This window comes from Alloalcanivorax sp., assembly GCF_964221125.1.
In the GTDB taxonomy this organism is placed as follows: domain Bacteria; phylum Pseudomonadota; class Gammaproteobacteria; order Pseudomonadales; family Alcanivoracaceae; genus Alloalcanivorax; species Alloalcanivorax venustensis.
This window is the reverse complement of the sequence record NZ_CAXPXK010000034.1, coordinates 32380-46079: the sequence shown is the minus strand read 5'-3', so window position 1 is coordinate 46079 and position 13700 is coordinate 32380. Positions and strand designations below refer to the sequence as shown.

General features: G+C 64.6%; 12 protein-coding genes and 1 riboswitch. Of the genes, 5 read left to right on the top strand and 7 right to left on the bottom strand.

From position 1 onward, the window contains the following. Together ACEQZD_RS04905 and ACEQZD_RS04900 are read right to left on the bottom strand one after the other, a co-directional pair. Positions 1–585: response regulator (locus ACEQZD_RS04905; RefSeq protein WP_370184360.1), on the bottom strand; the 585-nt coding region annotated here is incomplete at its 3' end. A 190-nt stretch (positions 586–775) separates the two neighbouring features. After that, positions 776–2131: an ATP-binding protein gene (locus ACEQZD_RS04900; RefSeq protein ID WP_142948077.1), complete on the bottom strand. Its 1356-nt coding sequence runs from the start codon at positions 2129–2131 to the stop codon at positions 776–778. A gap of 330 nt (positions 2132–2461) precedes the next feature. Here ACEQZD_RS04900 and ACEQZD_RS04895 point away from each other — a divergent pair, with 330 nt between their 5' ends. Both ACEQZD_RS04895 and ACEQZD_RS04890 read left to right on the top strand, forming a co-directional pair. Next, on the top strand, positions 2462–3019 hold the full coding sequence (locus tag ACEQZD_RS04895) for a hypothetical protein (RefSeq protein WP_214012151.1): 558 nt from the start codon (positions 2462–2464) through the stop codon (positions 3017–3019). Beyond that, entirely contained in the window at positions 3003–4133 is a 1131-nt protein-coding gene (locus tag ACEQZD_RS04890; protein WP_370184358.1) for a hypothetical protein, read from the top strand. Before ACEQZD_RS04895 ends, ACEQZD_RS04890 begins: the two co-directional genes overlap by 17 nt. 105 nt (positions 4134–4238) lie before the next feature. Here ACEQZD_RS04890 and ACEQZD_RS04885 read toward each other — a convergent pair whose 3' ends face one another. The 3 genes from ACEQZD_RS04885 to ACEQZD_RS04875 form a co-directional block, all read right to left on the bottom strand. Then, entirely contained in the window at positions 4239–4808 is a 570-nt protein-coding gene (locus ACEQZD_RS04885) for a cob(I)yrinic acid a,c-diamide adenosyltransferase (RefSeq protein WP_194856848.1), read from the bottom strand. Positions 4809–4810: 2 nt separating this feature from the next. Next, on the bottom strand, positions 4811–6829 hold the full coding sequence (locus ACEQZD_RS04880) for a TonB-dependent receptor domain-containing protein (protein WP_370184355.1): 2019 nt from the start codon (positions 6827–6829) through the stop codon (positions 4811–4813). A 60-nt stretch (positions 6830–6889) separates the two neighbouring features. Beyond that, positions 6890–7054: riboswitch (cobalamin riboswitch) on the bottom strand. Positions 7055–7114: 60 nt separating this feature from the next. Beyond that, positions 7115–8188 carry a ketopantoate reductase family protein gene (locus ACEQZD_RS04875; protein ID WP_370184354.1) on the bottom strand — a complete coding sequence of 358 codons (1074 nt, stop codon included), beginning with the start codon at positions 8186–8188 and terminating at the stop codon, positions 7115–7117. Between the two features lie 158 nt (positions 8189–8346). Between ACEQZD_RS04875 and ACEQZD_RS04870 the strand changes: the two genes are divergently transcribed. Beyond that, on the top strand, positions 8347–9675 hold the full coding sequence (locus ACEQZD_RS04870) for an AmpG family muropeptide MFS transporter (RefSeq protein WP_370184352.1): 1329 nt from the start codon (positions 8347–8349) through the stop codon (positions 9673–9675). On the opposite strand, the gene ACEQZD_RS04865 is transcribed toward ACEQZD_RS04870, so the two are convergent. After that, positions 9672–9974: an MGMT family protein gene (locus tag ACEQZD_RS04865; RefSeq protein WP_370184350.1), complete on the bottom strand. Its 303-nt coding sequence runs from the start codon at positions 9972–9974 to the stop codon at positions 9672–9674. The genes ACEQZD_RS04870 and ACEQZD_RS04865 overlap by 4 nt on opposite strands. A gap of 205 nt (positions 9975–10179) precedes the next feature. After that, entirely contained in the window at positions 10180–10941 is a 762-nt protein-coding gene (locus ACEQZD_RS04860) for an SDR family oxidoreductase (RefSeq protein WP_370184347.1), read from the bottom strand. Positions 10942–11510: 569 nt separating this feature from the next. On the opposite strand from ACEQZD_RS04860, the gene groES reads away from it, so the two are divergent. Both groES and groL read left to right on the top strand, forming a co-directional pair. Beyond that, positions 11511–11801 carry a co-chaperone GroES gene (gene groES, locus ACEQZD_RS04855; RefSeq protein WP_067607474.1) on the top strand — a complete coding sequence of 97 codons (291 nt, stop codon included), beginning with the start codon at positions 11511–11513 and terminating at the stop codon, positions 11799–11801. A 62-nt stretch (positions 11802–11863) separates the two neighbouring features. Continuing rightward, positions 11864–13510: a chaperonin GroEL gene (gene groL / locus ACEQZD_RS04850; protein WP_142948083.1), complete on the top strand. Its 1647-nt coding sequence runs from the start codon at positions 11864–11866 to the stop codon at positions 13508–13510. Positions 13511–13700 lie beyond the last annotated feature (190 nt).

Sequence of the window (13700 nt, the reverse complement as noted above, 5' to 3'; positions counted from 1 at the left end):
CTTGCGGATATGGCTGTCGATGGTGCGGTCGGACACCACCCGGTGGTCGGAGTAGATCACGTCCATCAGCTGGTCGCGGGTCCAGATGCGCCCGGCCTGGCGGGACAACGCCGCCAGCAGCTCGAATTCGATCGCGGTGAGCGCCACCCGGGCGCCGTCGTGGACCGCCTCGAAACGGTGCCGGTCCAGGGTCAGGCCCCCTTCGGCCGGGGGCTGGGCGGCGTTACCGGCGCGGCGCAGCACCGCCTTGACCCGCGCCACCACTTCCCTGGGGCTGAACGGCTTGCAGATGTAGTCGTCGGCGCCGATCTCCAGGCCCAGCAGGCGGTCCACCTCTTCCACGCGGGCGGTGATCATCAGAATCGGCACTTGAGAGAAACGGCGGATCGCCTTGCACACTTCCATGCCGTCGCCGTCGGGCAGCATCAGGTCCAGCAGCACCGCGTCGAAATCACCGTCGCGCACGCGCTGCTCGGCCTCCACGGCGCTGCCGGTCTGCTCCGGCTCGAAATGGCTGTGGCGCAGATAGTCCGCCAGCAATTGCGCCAACCGGGGCTCATCCTCGACGATCAGAATTTTCGCCATGTTCCGTTCCTTTCATTCGCTGTGGAAGCCCACCTTGTGGGAGCAAGACTTGTGGGAGCGGGCCCCGCCCGCGAAAGGGTGGCTTATAAGCCACCCGGCAGGATTCCAGCGCCCTCTCTAACAGCGGTACAAACAGCCTCTCTGGAATCCTGCCGGGAGCTTCGCTCCCTTTCGCGGGCGAGGCCCGCTCCTACAATGGCAACCGCACCGTAATTCGAAGACCGCCCAGGGGGCTATGGTCCGCTTCCATCGTGCCGCCGTGCGCTTCGACGATGCGCCGGGCGATGGCCAGCCCCAGGCCGGCGCCGCCGGTCTGGCGGTTGCGCGAGCTTTCCACCCGGTAGAGGTGATCGAACAGTTTCGGCAGGGCGTCGTCGGGCACGCCGGGGGCGCTGTCGTTCAGGGTCAGGCGCCAGTCGTCGCCGTCGCGGCCCAGGGTAAGGTGCACCTCGCCGCCCTCGTCGGTGTACTTGAGGCTGTTCTGCAGCAGGTTGTCCAGCAGCTGGCGCAGGCGCACCGGGTCGCCGTTGACCCGCGCCGGGCTCAGGTCGGTGCGCAGGCGCACGCGACGGCGGCCGAACGCCGGGCGCACCGCGTCCACGGCGTCTTCGCAGAGCGTGTCCAGATCCAGCGCGGTGAAGTGGTAGCGCAGGTTGCCGGCGTCGGCCAGGGCCAGGTCATGCAGGTCGCTGACCAGATGGGTGAGCTGGCGTACCTCGGATTCCAGCGCCGCGATGGTCTCGTGGTTGAGCGGCCGCACGCCGTCGACCACCGCTTCCAGCTCACCCTGCAGCACCGACAGCGGCGTGCGCAGCTCGTGGGCGATGTCCGAAAACCAGCGCTGGCGGGCTTTCTGGCCCTGGTCCAGGCGCTCGCCCAGGCTGTCCACATGGCGGATCAGATCCCCCAGCTCGTCGCGGCGCCGGCTGCCCAGCCGGGTCTGGTAGTCGCCCTCGCGCAGCTTGCGGGTGTGGGCGCTCAGCGCCGTCACCGGCGCCACCAGGTGGCGCGCCAGCAGCCAGGACACCAGCAGCGACAGGGCCAGGCCCACCAGAGCCATCCAGCCGGCGAAATTGAGCTGGCGCTCCTGGAAGCGCCGGTCAAGCTTGTCGCGGATCGCTTCCTGGTCGGGGTAGGCCAGCCAGCCGACCAGATCGTTGTCGGTGCGGATCGGCACCAGGCGGCTGAACTGTTGCGTCGGCGGCGGGCCGATCAACGGGCGCCGGTCCGCCGTCAGCAGAGTCAGATGGCGGGGCGCGTCGCGGCGGTCCCGCTTGCCCGGCTCGGTGTCGGTGTTGCGGTCGCCGGCCAGCCAGTAGAGCCGGCCCAGCACCCGCGGGTCGCTGAGCAGGAAGTCCCAGCTGCCCCGTTGCGCGTACAGCACGCCCAGGTGGTCGGCCAGGCGCTCCACCTGGGCCTGCTGGCGCTCGTCGATGTACTTGCGCAGGCTCTGCTCGAACGCAAAGAAATAGAAACCGCTGGCGGCCACGATCAGCACCACGAAGGTGCCGAGAAAGGTGAGGAAAAGCTTGTTGCGTATGCCCATGGTCGGCAGGCGGTCCTCGCCAGAATAACGGAACCGCCAGTCTAAGCCCTGCCGGCCCCACGACCCAGCGCCTTGCACATTCTTTCAAAATCGCCTGTGGGAGCGGGCCCAGCCCGCGAAAGGCAAGCAAAGCTTGCCGGCAAAGGTGGCCCCGCGGGATTCCCGAGACCTCCCCTAATGGCAAACTTAAATATATATGACTGCCGGGTCTGTCTCCTTATTAAAATTAATGTGGAAGTTGATGTCAGGGTGATGTTAGGTTCTCGCGCACTAAAAAATTATAAAAAAGGGACAGATAAAATTGTTCCTACAATAAGGATTTCTTAAAAAATGGACGATTTTGATACAGAAAAAACGGGGAATCGGCACCTCTACGTTTACCGAAAGGAGGCCTGCAAATTCTGGTGGTGTGCACTGCCCTATGTCGACGAAAAGGGGCGTAAAAAGCAGTTCAGGAAGTGCTTCAGAGACAGCCGGTATCGGGATAAATACGCCGCCCTCGGGGCGGCTTTGGAGTGGCGGGATGCACAGTTGGGAGCACTCAAGCGTTGGGGCACTCTCGGGGCGCCGCCGAAGCTGAGACGTGTCTCCGTCAATGAACTGGGCAGCCTGAAACCTCAAGACAACAGCTTCGGCATCATCGGCATCACCGTCACGCGCCGCCAAAAACCCAAGGGCATCAACGTCTCGGTGACCGCGCAGCGCGGGCAAAAGAAATGGTTTTCCATGCGCCGGCACGGCGCGTTCGAAGCGTTCCGGCTGGGCGTGCGTCAACGCTGCGAATGGATACAGGTGCCGGTGCCCAGCGACGAAGAGCTACGCCGCCGTTTCCAGCACTGGCTAGAGAATAATTACCGGTTTCTGGAAGAGTATGACATTTCCGCGTAAAGACCCGAAGATAGAAAAGCGCATGTTCCATCATGACATCATGTTCCGGAACGCGGGGAGGCTGCCAAAGTCTTTTAGCTATAAAGATCTTCTTGATCTTGCGAGCTTTTCGATACCTGGTATCTCGGCTCCCGGTAAGACATTCTCTTGTCTGCGCTTTATTCAGAAGTTCTGCAGTGACAGTGCAGGTGGCCACGACCGGTTTTACCAGCTCAAGGATCCTCGCCGTTACGACAGGCTCGCCGATCTCAAACAATGCGTTTTCCATCTGACCGAGTCTAAAAGCGCGGTTCTTCGCCAAGCAATGAAGGTGGAAGGCGAGGAGTTTGAAGAGGATTTATTTCACTTTCTAGCTTTGCATTTGGAAGCCTGTAATTCGGAGTACTTCTGGCGTTTCAGTCTGAGGCAAAAGTATCAATGGCTCCATGACCGGCATGGCACCGGTGTTTCGCTATCCGATGCCACGCATACTCTTTCAGTGGCCGGCAACGAGTTAGCCCTGGCGCTGGATCAGGAAGACGAGGACCGTTGTTTGGCCGCTGTATCGGCGATCATGGACTGGGCAAGGGTTTATTACCCAGTCGGCCTGAGAAGGCACAATAAACCTACCGTTGAGAAACTTTATGAGTCGCGGTCCTTGCTTAGAGTGATAAGAGAGCATGTTGCTCTTTTGAAAGTCGGTGACCATGAAGGAGTCATCTATATGAACTCCGGCTGGTCTAAGGTATGGGGCTGCCTTATACTCGATATGATGATGATGGACAGCCGCGTTTCTTATTCGCTTGGTCGAATTTTCCAGGCGTACAGCTGGGAAGCAAAGCTGGATCTGCATTTCCTATGTGAACGGGTAGGGTTTTACCAGGTCGGCTTCCCGGGGCGTACGGTTGATGGCATACCAAAAATTGATAAACGCCCGGAGGTCTGGGCGCTGTCGGCGATTAATATGTCCCGTTTTTTGCTGGATTTTTTAGAGTATTGCAGGAGGAATAACCGCCTGATTCTTAATGGCTATCCGTTTAGTTTGAGAGGCCTCGAAGCAAAATTGTTCATGATGGGTGGTAGCTACGTTGTGGGAGCGGGCCCTGCCCGCGAAAGGGAGCGAAGCTCCCGGTAGGATCCCAGAGGCCTTTGTAACGGTGGTGCTAACAACGCTTCTGGTATCCCTGCCGGGTGGCTATAAGCCACCCTTTCGCGGGCAAGGCCCGCTCCCACAAGGCCGTTAACGATCCTGGCGACGCACCCATTGCGGCTCATCGGTGCCGGTACGCAGGTTGATGGCGCGGGCCATCACGAACAGCAGATCGCCGACGCGGTTGAGCACGGCGCGGCTGACCGGGTTGACCTGGTCGTCGTCGCCGACCGCGATCAGGTCCCGTTCGGCGCGCCGGGCCACGGTGCGGCAGTGATGGCACCAGGCGGCGTCGGGATGACCGCCGGGCAGCACGAATTCCTTGAGCGGCGCCAGTTCCGCGTTGAGCATGTCGGCCTGGGATTCCACTTCCACCAGATCGTCGTCAGTGAGGGTGACGGTGCCGGGCACCGCCAGTTCGCCGCCCAGATCGAACAGCAGGTGCTGGACCCGCTCCAGCAACGCGTCCAGATCGTCGTCCAGGGCCCGGGCGCGCAGCACGCCCAGGCCGCTGTTCAGCTCGTCCAGCGCACCCAGGGCCTGGATGCGCGGATGATCCTTGGCGATCCGGCTGCCGTCGGCCAGGCCGGTGCGGCCGTCGTCGCCGCTGCGTGTGATCACCCGGTTGATGCGGGTTTTGTCGTCCTTGCCGTCGCTCATGGTCAGAATTCCATTCCCAGGCTTACCCGGTAGTGCCGTTCCGGCAGGGGGTAGGCGTTATAACTGAGGTTGTTGGTGGCTTTGACGCCGTAATCCGCCGCCAGTTCATCCTCCAGGTTATAGGCCCCGATGCGCAAGTAAGCATTTTGGTAGCGGGCGGTGGCCTCCAGGTCGGTCATCCGGTAGCTGTCGATCTGCTGGAAGTCGTTGGGCTGGTCGTTGTCGAAGCGGCGCTTGCCCACGTAGCGGTGCGCCAGGGACAGCTCCAGCCAGGGCAGCGCCTGCCAGTTGGCCTGGGCGTAGAACAGCTGGCGCGACACCAGCGGCACGTCGTTGCCTTCCCATTCGCCCTCGTCGAACTCGGCCCGTTGCAGGGTGCCGTTGAGCACCAGGGTGAGGTCGCGGTCCAGCCGCCAGCGGCTGTTCAGGCTCACGCCACGGCGCAGGGTGCGGTCTTCCAGGTTGACGTTGGACCCGAAGCCGCCGGCATAAGGATTGAAGACGATTTCATTGTCGAAGCGCCCCTGCCAGGCGGTCAGCGTGGAGGTCTGGATACCTTTTTGCCAGCTGGCGCCCAGGGTGTACTGCTCGCCGGTTTGCGGCTCCAGCAGTTCGTCGTCCGGGGTGATTTCGTCAGCGTTGACGATGCGCACGCTGCGCTGGGCACCGGCGAACACGTCCAGGCCGCCGTCGAAGTGGTAGCGCACGCCGCCTTCGTACATCTCCGCGTCCTGGCTGTCCTCGCCCTCGCCGGCGCCGAAGCCGGTGGTTTCCGTCTCGGTGTCCACGTCCAGGCGACGCGCGCCCAGGGTGAAGGACCAGCGGTCCAGGGTCATCACATCGTGGAAATACCAGGCGGTTTGCCGCTGGTCCACGTCCTTGGTGCTGGTGGGGTCACCGATGCGCGATTTCTCGCCGGCACTGCGGTTTTCCAGGCGGTAGTCGTACAAATCCCAGCCCACCGTGGTGTTGTGGGTCAGGCCGGCGGTCCGGAACTGGCTGGTAAAGCGCGGGTTGACGCTGTAGCTGTCCACGTCGGTTTCACCGTAGGTGGAGAAGCCCGGGAAGTAGAAGAAGTAGCTCTGCTCCTTGCGGCGGCCGGAGAAATCCAGGTGCAGGCGGCTGTGATCGCCGATGCGCGCGTTCATGCCGGGCATCACCGTGATGGTGTCCTGATCCGCCCAGTCATAGGGGGTGGCGGCGCCTTCCGGATCGTTCTCGAACTGGTTCTCGCCGGTGGCCAGGTTGACGGTGCGGCCGCCGGGCAGGTCCAGGTTCTGGCGCTCGCCGGTGGCGGTCAGGTAGAAGGTCAGATCGTCGCGGCGGGTGCGCAGGTCGGCGAAGGCGTTGCGCTGCTGCAGGTCGTTGTTCTCCCGGTAGCCGTCACTGTGCAGGGCCTGCACCGAGGCGGCGGCGCTGGTGTGGTTGTCGCCGCCGCCTTCGTCCTGATGGTGGCCGGTGGCCCACAGGCCGCCGCCGGTGGTGCTGAAGCTGCCGCCGGTGACTTCCACGCCGGCCTGGTTCCGGTAGCGCTCGCGGGTGACGATGTTGACCGCGCCGCCGACCACGCCGTTGCCGTACAGCGCCGCGCCGGCGCCGGGCAGCACTTCGATGCGCTCGATCGCCGCCAGCGGGATCGAGGCGATGTCCGGGCCGGACAGGTCCACGTTGCTGTAGCGGCGACCGTTGAGCAGCACCAGGGTGTTGGAGGTGGCGTTGGCGCCGAAGCCCTGCATATCAATGGTGGCGCGGGCGCCGTTGATGCCGAAATTGCGACGCACCTGGACGCCGCCCAGGGTGTCCAGCACGTCCGCCAGATTGTTGGCGGGCATTGCCTCGATGGTGTCGCGGTCCAGGATCAGGGTGCCGGTGGGCAGTTCCCGCGCCACGCTGGCGGTGCGCGAGCCGGTGACTTCCACCGGGGCGAGTGTGTTGTCGGCCTGGGTCACAGGCACGTACAGGCAAGCCGTGGCCAGAGCCAGCTTTACAGCGGCGGCCACCTTAAGGGGGTGGGTATGCATAGTATTGTCCTCCCGATGCACCCTCCGTACATGGGGTGCGCCCCGGCCGTGGTCGGCGGGGGCGCGCCAGTGGCGACAGGCCGGTCTCCGGGCTCGAGGGGTGACGCCGTTACCGCCTTCCCAGGACGTGCCTGGTGGCGTTGTGGTAACGGCTACCTCATACCGTTGCGGGGGCAGCGCCGGCCTTTCACCGGCTTCCCGTACACCTGAAGCGGTGGCAAACATAGAGCAACGCCGGCCCCGGCACAACTTTCGCGGGCGGGGCCCCCCTACAAATGCCTCCCTTCAGGGATGGCGGGCTTTGACCGCCGCGACGAGGCGGCGGTGGGCCGGCAGGTCGAGGCCGAGGACGTCGGCCTGGCGCAGCAGCCAGCCGTTGATGGCGTCGATTTCGGTGACGGCGCCGGCCTGCATGTCGGCGCGCATGGAGGAGGTGTTGCCGGCGGTGGCTTCGGCCAGCGCGCGGACGCCGGGCAGGGAGTCGCCGGGCCAGGTGGGGTCCAGGGCGGTGAGCACCCGGTCCGCTTCGCGGGCCAGTTGTTCGGCCTCGGCGGCCAGCGCCGGGTCCTCGAAGATGTGCCCGTTGGCCACGTCGTGCAGGCCGGTGAGCGGGTTGATCACCGCGTTGCCGACCAGCTTGCGCCACTGGCGGTGGCGGAAATCGTCGGGCCAGTGCAGCTTCGGCCAGTGTCGGGCCAGGGGGCCGAACCAGGCCGGAGGCTCAGCGGCCGCCGGACCGCCGGGCGCGACGCTTTCTCCCATCCAGGTGTCATTCTCGGCGACCACACGGTGGGCGTCGCCGTCGCGCTTCACCGCCGAGGCGCTGACCACTTCAACCCTGCGCGCGCCGGCGGGCAGCAGCCCGTCCAGGCTGCCCAGGCCGTTCTGCAGCCGCAGCACGGTGGCGTCCGCCGCCAGCGGCAGCCCGCCCAGCGCCGCCGTCGAAAACGGCGCCTTGCAGGCCATCACCAGCCGCCGGATGGGGGCTGGTCTTGTAGGAGCGGGCCCTGCCCGCGAAAGGCCGGCAGAGCCGGCCGGCGGGATACCAGAGACGTTGTTGGTGCTGTCGTTAGAGCGGGCTCTGGGATGCTGCCGGGGCTTCGCCCCTTTCGCGGGCGGGGCCCGCTCGCACAAAAGCTCCGTTTCGTGGGCCACAAGTGGCTCGCACAAGAGTTGCAGTCGCACCCTGTCCCCGTCCGGGAGAATCAGAGTGCGTTCAAGGGTCGGCGCGTCGTCGCGGCGCAGGGCGATGACGGTTAAGCCGGCGCGCTGCAGGTAGTGGGCGGCGAGCAGGCCCATGTTGCCGGCGCCCAGCAGGTACCAGGGTTCGGCGTGGTCGGGGGAGGCTGGCGTGGTCATGGCGCTATGCTAGGCGCGCCGGCGGCCGGCCACAATCGCGGCGTGGCGTCCGGGGTGGCGGCGGTTGTTAAATGTTCCCGGGCCCGTGTTGTGCTGTGCCGCGCAAACCGGGACTATGTTCGCTTTCGCCGACCGATCCGAATAAGTACGGGAAAGCCATGCCTCCCCTGAGCGATACGTTCCGCACCGCCTGGCAGCTCTACAGCCACCCCCGCGTGGTGGTGATGCTGTTCCTGGGGTTCTCCGCGGGGCTGCCCTACCTGCTGGTGTTCTCCACCCTGTCCGCCTGGCTGGCGGACGCGGACGTGGACCGGGCCGCCATCGGCTATTTCAGTTGGGTGGGCATCATGTTTTCCATCAAGGTGTTCTGGGCGCCGGTGGTGGACCGGCTCAAGCTGCCGCTGCTGAACCGCCTGTTCGGCCAGCGGCGCGGCTGGCTGCTGCTGGCCCAGGTGGGCATCGCGTTGTCGCTGGCGGCGATGGCGCTGGTGGAGCCGGTGGGCCACCTGGAGCGCTTCGCCCAGCTGGCACTGCTGGTGGCGTTCTGCTCCGCCACCCAGGACATCTGCATCGACGCCTACCGCATCGATTCCGCCGACGAGTCCTTCCAGGGCGCCATGGCGGCCACCTACATCTTCGGCTACCGCACCGCCATGCTGGTGGCCGGCGCCGGGGCTTTCTATATCGCCAGCTACGACTCCTGGAACGGCGCCTACCACGCCATGGCCTGGCTGATGGGCGTGGGCATCGTCACCACCCTGATTATCCGCGAGCCGAACACGCCGCCCCGGGAAAGCTTTGGGCGCGACCCGAAACAGTGGCTGGAAACCGCGCTGATCGCCCCGTTCCGGGACTTCTTCGGCCGCTACGGGCGGATCGCCCTGGGCCTGCTGGCGCTGGTAGCGATCTACCGGATCAGCGACATCACCATGGGCGTGATGGCCAACCCTTTCTACCTGGACATCGGCTACACCAAGAACGAGATCGCCACCGTGGCCAAGTTCTTCGGCTTCTTCATGACCATGCTGGGCTCCGCCGTGGGCGGGCTGGCGGTGCTGCGCCACGGCCTGGGCCGCTCCCTGCTGGTGGGGGCCGTGGGGGTGGCGCTGACCAACCTGCTGTTCGCGGTGATGGCCACCTATTCGCCGGTCACCGAGGTGCCGGTGGACCCGGAGCAGGTGCGCTGGGTGTCACTGGCCTGGCTGGCGGCGGTGATCAGCGCCGACAACCTGTTCGGCGGCTTCGCCAACGTGGCGCTGATCGCCTTTATGTCGAGTCTCACCAACCGCAACTTCAGCGCCACGCAGTACGCCCTGTTCAGCTCGCTGATGACCCTGCCCGGCAAGTTCATCGGCGGCTTCTCCGGCGAGGTGGTGGAAGCGTCCGGCTACACGGTGTTCTTCAACTACGCCGCGCTGCTCGGCGTGCCGGCCATCCTGCTGACGATCTGGTGGTTGCGGCGGCGTGACGACACCGCCGGGCGCTAGGGCTGCCAGAAACAGGATTTGGGAACGCGTGCGCCCAGTACGGTGACGCCCTCGTCGGTCAACCGCTGGATCTGGATCTCGCCGCTGGGCGTGCCGGCCAGCGGCAGCACGCCGTCGCCGCGGATGACCCGGTGCCAGGGCAGGGCGGAGCCTTCCGGCAGCCGCCCCATCAGACGCCCCACGAAGCGGGCATGGCGGGGGTAGCCGGCCTGCCGTGCGACCTGCCCGTAGCTGGCCACGCAACCGGCCGGGATGGCGCCGACGATCTGATACACCGCGTCCGTGAATTCTTGGTTCATGAGACTAGCTTCAGGCTTCAAGTCGCAAGCTACAAGCCGATGGATTGTGGGAGCGGGCCCCGCCCGCGAAAGGGCGCGAAGCGCCCGGCAGGATGCCAGAGACCTAAAAAGCGGAACACCATCGGCGTCTCTGGTATCCCGCCGGCCGGCTTTGCCGGCCTTTCGCGAGCAGGCTCGCTCCCACAGTCCTTTGGCCCCGGCACGTCTAGCGGAGGCCGCCGTCGGTTTCGATCACGCGGCCGGTGAAGTAGTCGTTCTCGAAGATGAACTGCACCGAGCGGGCGATGTGCTCCGGCTCGCCGAGCCGTTTCAGCGGCACCGAGCTCACCAGCCGGTCGCGGGCCTCGGGCTTCATGGCGGCGATCATATCGGTGTTGATGGTGCCGGGCGCCACCACGCCGGTGCGGATGTTGAAGCGCGCCAGCTCCCGCGCCCAGACCTCGGCCATGGCCACCACGCCGGCCTTGGCGGCGGCGTAGTTGGTCTGCCCGAAGCTGCCCTGGCGGGCGATCGAGGAGATGTTGACGATCACGCCTTCCTCGACGCCGCTCTCCAGCATGCAGCGGGCCGCCTCGCGGCCGCACAGGAACACCCCGGTCAGGTTCACATCGATCACCGCCTGCCACTGCTGCAGGCTCATGGACGATTGCAGCTCGCCGTCCTTGAACTTGACCAGCAGGCCGTCACGGGTGATGCCGGCGTTGTTGACCAGGCCGTGCAGGGCACCGAAGTCCGCCACCACGCCGTCGAACAGGGCGGTGACCTCGTCTTCCCGGGCGACATTGGCCAGGTAGCTCTTGGCTTCGCCGCCGGCGCGCTCACAGCGGGCCACGGTGTCGCGCAGGTCGTCCTCGTTGAGATCCACGCAGGCGATGCGCGCGCCGCGGCTCGCCAGGCTCACCGCGATACCGCGCCCCAGGCCCCGGCCGGCGCCGGTGACTACCACTACTTTGTCCTTCAAATCCATCGGTCGCTCCTCGTCAAACGAAAAGCCAGAGTATGCCCAGGGCCAACCGGCGGGCCAATGACCAAAAACATAGCCGCGGGCTACAAGCTGCAGGCAGGCCGTGTCGGCGGGTGGGCCGAGGGTGGCTGGCGCCACCCGATACAGGATGCAGGATTCAGGATACAGGGGAAGGCTCTGGAGTGGGCGGACCGGCTTGCGTATTAGCACGACGCCGGTTGCCAAGACGCAAGGGCGCGGAGTGAAGGACTTTCCGACCCACCGATCTTCCCGCCGCGCTGTATCCTGCATCCTGAATCCTGTATCGCGGCTCATGGCACGGCCTCTCTGCCAGCACGGCCAGCCTGCCGCTTGAAGCTTGAAGCTTGAGGCTTGCAGCTTGAGGCTTGCAGCTTGAAACGGGCCCCGTCGCCCCCATCTCGCGGGACACGGTGACGAAACAGATTTCGTCACCCACCTATTGACTGCCGTGAAGCGGTAACTATGATTAGCACTCGACTCGTGAGAGTGCTAATTCCGGTTTGCGGGGCCAGGCCCCGGTGACCTTAGAGCCAACTTGGAGAATGGAGACCATGAAAATTCGTCCTTTGCATGATCGCGTGCTGGTGCGCCGCGAGGAGGAAGAGACCAAAACCGCCGGTGGCATCGTGCTGCCCGGTTCCGCCGCCGAGAAGCCGTCCCGTGGCGAAGTGATCGCCGTCGGCAACGGCAAGATCCAGGAGAACGGTGACGTTCGCGCCCTGGACGTGAAGGCCGGCGACAAAGTGATTTTCGGTCAGTACTCCGGCAACACCGTGAAAGTGGACGGTGAAGAGCTTCTGATCATGAGCGAAGCCGAGATTCTTGCCGTCATCGAAGGTTGAGAATTAACAGGGAATACAGGCTCCGGGTTCCGGTGCCGAGAATACTGCAGAGGTATTGAATAATGGCTAAAGAAGTATTGTTCCGCGACAAGGGTCGTCAAAAAATGGTCAAGGGTGTTAACACCCTGGCCGACGCGGTCAAAGTGACCCTGGGCCCGAAAGGCCGCAACGTGGTGCTGGAGAAATCCTTCGGCGCGCCGCTGATCACCAAGGACGGCGTGACCGTCGCCAAGGAAATCGAGCTGGAAGACAAGTTCGAGAACATGGGCGCGCAGATGGTCAAGGAAGTCGCTTCCAAGGCCAACGACGAAGCCGGTGACGGCACCACCACCGCCACCGTACTGGCCCAGTCCATCGTCAACGAAGGCCTGAAAGCCGTGGCCGCCGGCATGAACCCGATGGATCTCAAGCGTGGCATCGACAAGGCCACCGACGCCATCGTCGAAGAGATCAAGAAGCTGTCCACCCCGTGTGACACCACCAAGAGCATCGAGCAGGTGGGCACCATCTCCGCCAACTCCGACAAGTCCGTGGGTGAGATCATCGCCCAGGCCATGGAGAAGGTCGGCCAGGAAGGCGTGATCACCGTGGAAGAAGGCCAGTCCCTGGTCAACGAGCTGGAAGTCGTGGAAGGCATGCAGTTCGACCGCGGTTACCTGAGCCCGTACTTCATCAACAACCAGGAAAAGATGCAGGTGGAGCTGGAAGACCCCTACATCCTGCTGGTTGACAAGAAGATCTCCAACATCCGCGAGCTGCTGCCGGTTCTCGAGAACGTGGCCAAGGCAGGCAAGCCGCTGATGATCATCGCCGAGGACATCGAAGGCGAAGCGCTGGCCACCCTGGTGGTCAACAACATGCGCGGCATCATCAAGTGCGCCGCCGTGAAAGCGCCCGGCTTCGGCGACCGCCGTAAAGCCATGCTGCAGGATCTGGCGATCCTCAGCGGCGGCACCGTGATTTCCGAGGAAGTCGGCCTGAGCCTGGAAAACGTGGCCCTGGAAGACCTGGGTTCCGCCAAGAAGGTGAATATCGACAAGGAAAACACCACCGTGGTCGGCGGCAAGGGCGAGCAGGCGGACATCGACGCCCGTGTGGAGCAGATCCGCAAGGAAATCGAGAACTCCTCCTCCGACTACGACAAGGAGAAGCTCCAGGAACGCGTGGCCAAGCTGGCCGGCGGCGTGGCCGTGATCAAGATCGGCGCCGCCACCGAAATGGAGATGAAAGAGAAGAAAGCCCGCGTCGACGACGCCCTGCACGCCACCCGTGCGGCCGTTGAAGAAGGCGTGGTGCCCGGCGGCGGTGTCGCCCTGGTGCGTGCCCTGGCCAACATCGGCGCGCTCAAAGGCGACAACGAAGAGCAGAACGCCGGTATCGCTCTGATCATCCGCGCACTGGAATCTCCGCTGCGTCAGATCGTCTACAACGCCGGCGGTGAGCCGTCCGTTGTGGTTCAGGAAGTACGCAACGGCAGCGGCAACTTCGGTTACAACGCCGCCACCGGTGAGTACGGTGACATGATCGAGATGGGCATCCTGGACCCGGCCAAAGTGACCCGGTCCGCCCTGCAGGCCGCCGCGTCCGTGGCCGGTCTGATGATCACCACCGAAGCCATGATCGCCGACAAGCCGGAAGAAAACGCCGGCGGTGGCGCCCCGGATATGGGCGGCATGGGCGGTATGGGTGGCATGGGCGGCATGATGTAAATCAGCCGGTCCCACGACCTCCCAAAAGCCCCGGCGGGTTCTCCCGCCGGGGCTTTTTTATGTGCGAGCGGGCCCAGCCCGCTAAAGGGCGCTCTTGTGCGAGCGGGCCTCGCCCGCGAAAGGGAGCGAAGCTCCCGGCAGGATCCCAGAGACCTTCCTAACAGCAGCACAAACAGCGTCTCTGGTATCC

What these genes read in the sequence shown, in the direction of transcription:
- ACEQZD_RS04860 (WP_370184347.1), bottom strand. Translation starts at nt 10,941, where the DNA reads ATGGATTTGAAGGACAAAGTAGTGGTAGTCACCGGCGCCGGCCGGGGC.
- ACEQZD_RS04865 (WP_370184350.1), bottom strand. Translation starts at nt 9,974, where the DNA reads ATGAACCAAGAATTCACGGACGCGGTGTATCAGATCGTCGGCGCCATC.
- ACEQZD_RS04895 (WP_214012151.1), top strand. Translation starts at nt 2,462, where the DNA reads ATGGACGATTTTGATACAGAAAAAACGGGGAATCGGCACCTCTACGTT.
- ACEQZD_RS04885 (WP_194856848.1), bottom strand. Translation starts at nt 4,808, where the DNA reads ATGAGCGACGGCAAGGACGACAAAACCCGCATCAACCGGGTGATCACA.
- groES (WP_067607474.1), top strand. Translation starts at nt 11,511, where the DNA reads ATGAAAATTCGTCCTTTGCATGATCGCGTGCTGGTGCGCCGCGAGGAG.
- ACEQZD_RS04870 (WP_370184352.1), top strand. Translation starts at nt 8,347, where the DNA reads ATGCCTCCCCTGAGCGATACGTTCCGCACCGCCTGGCAGCTCTACAGC.
- ACEQZD_RS04875 (WP_370184354.1), bottom strand. Translation starts at nt 8,188, where the DNA reads ATGACCACGCCAGCCTCCCCCGACCACGCCGAACCCTGGTACCTGCTG.
- ACEQZD_RS04880 (WP_370184355.1), bottom strand. Translation starts at nt 6,829, where the DNA reads ATGCATACCCACCCCCTTAAGGTGGCCGCCGCTGTAAAGCTGGCTCTG.
- ACEQZD_RS04890 (WP_370184358.1), top strand. Translation starts at nt 3,003, where the DNA reads ATGACATTTCCGCGTAAAGACCCGAAGATAGAAAAGCGCATGTTCCAT.
- groL (WP_142948083.1), top strand. Translation starts at nt 11,864, where the DNA reads ATGGCTAAAGAAGTATTGTTCCGCGACAAGGGTCGTCAAAAAATGGTC.
- ACEQZD_RS04900 (WP_142948077.1), bottom strand. Translation starts at nt 2,131, where the DNA reads ATGGGCATACGCAACAAGCTTTTCCTCACCTTTCTCGGCACCTTCGTG.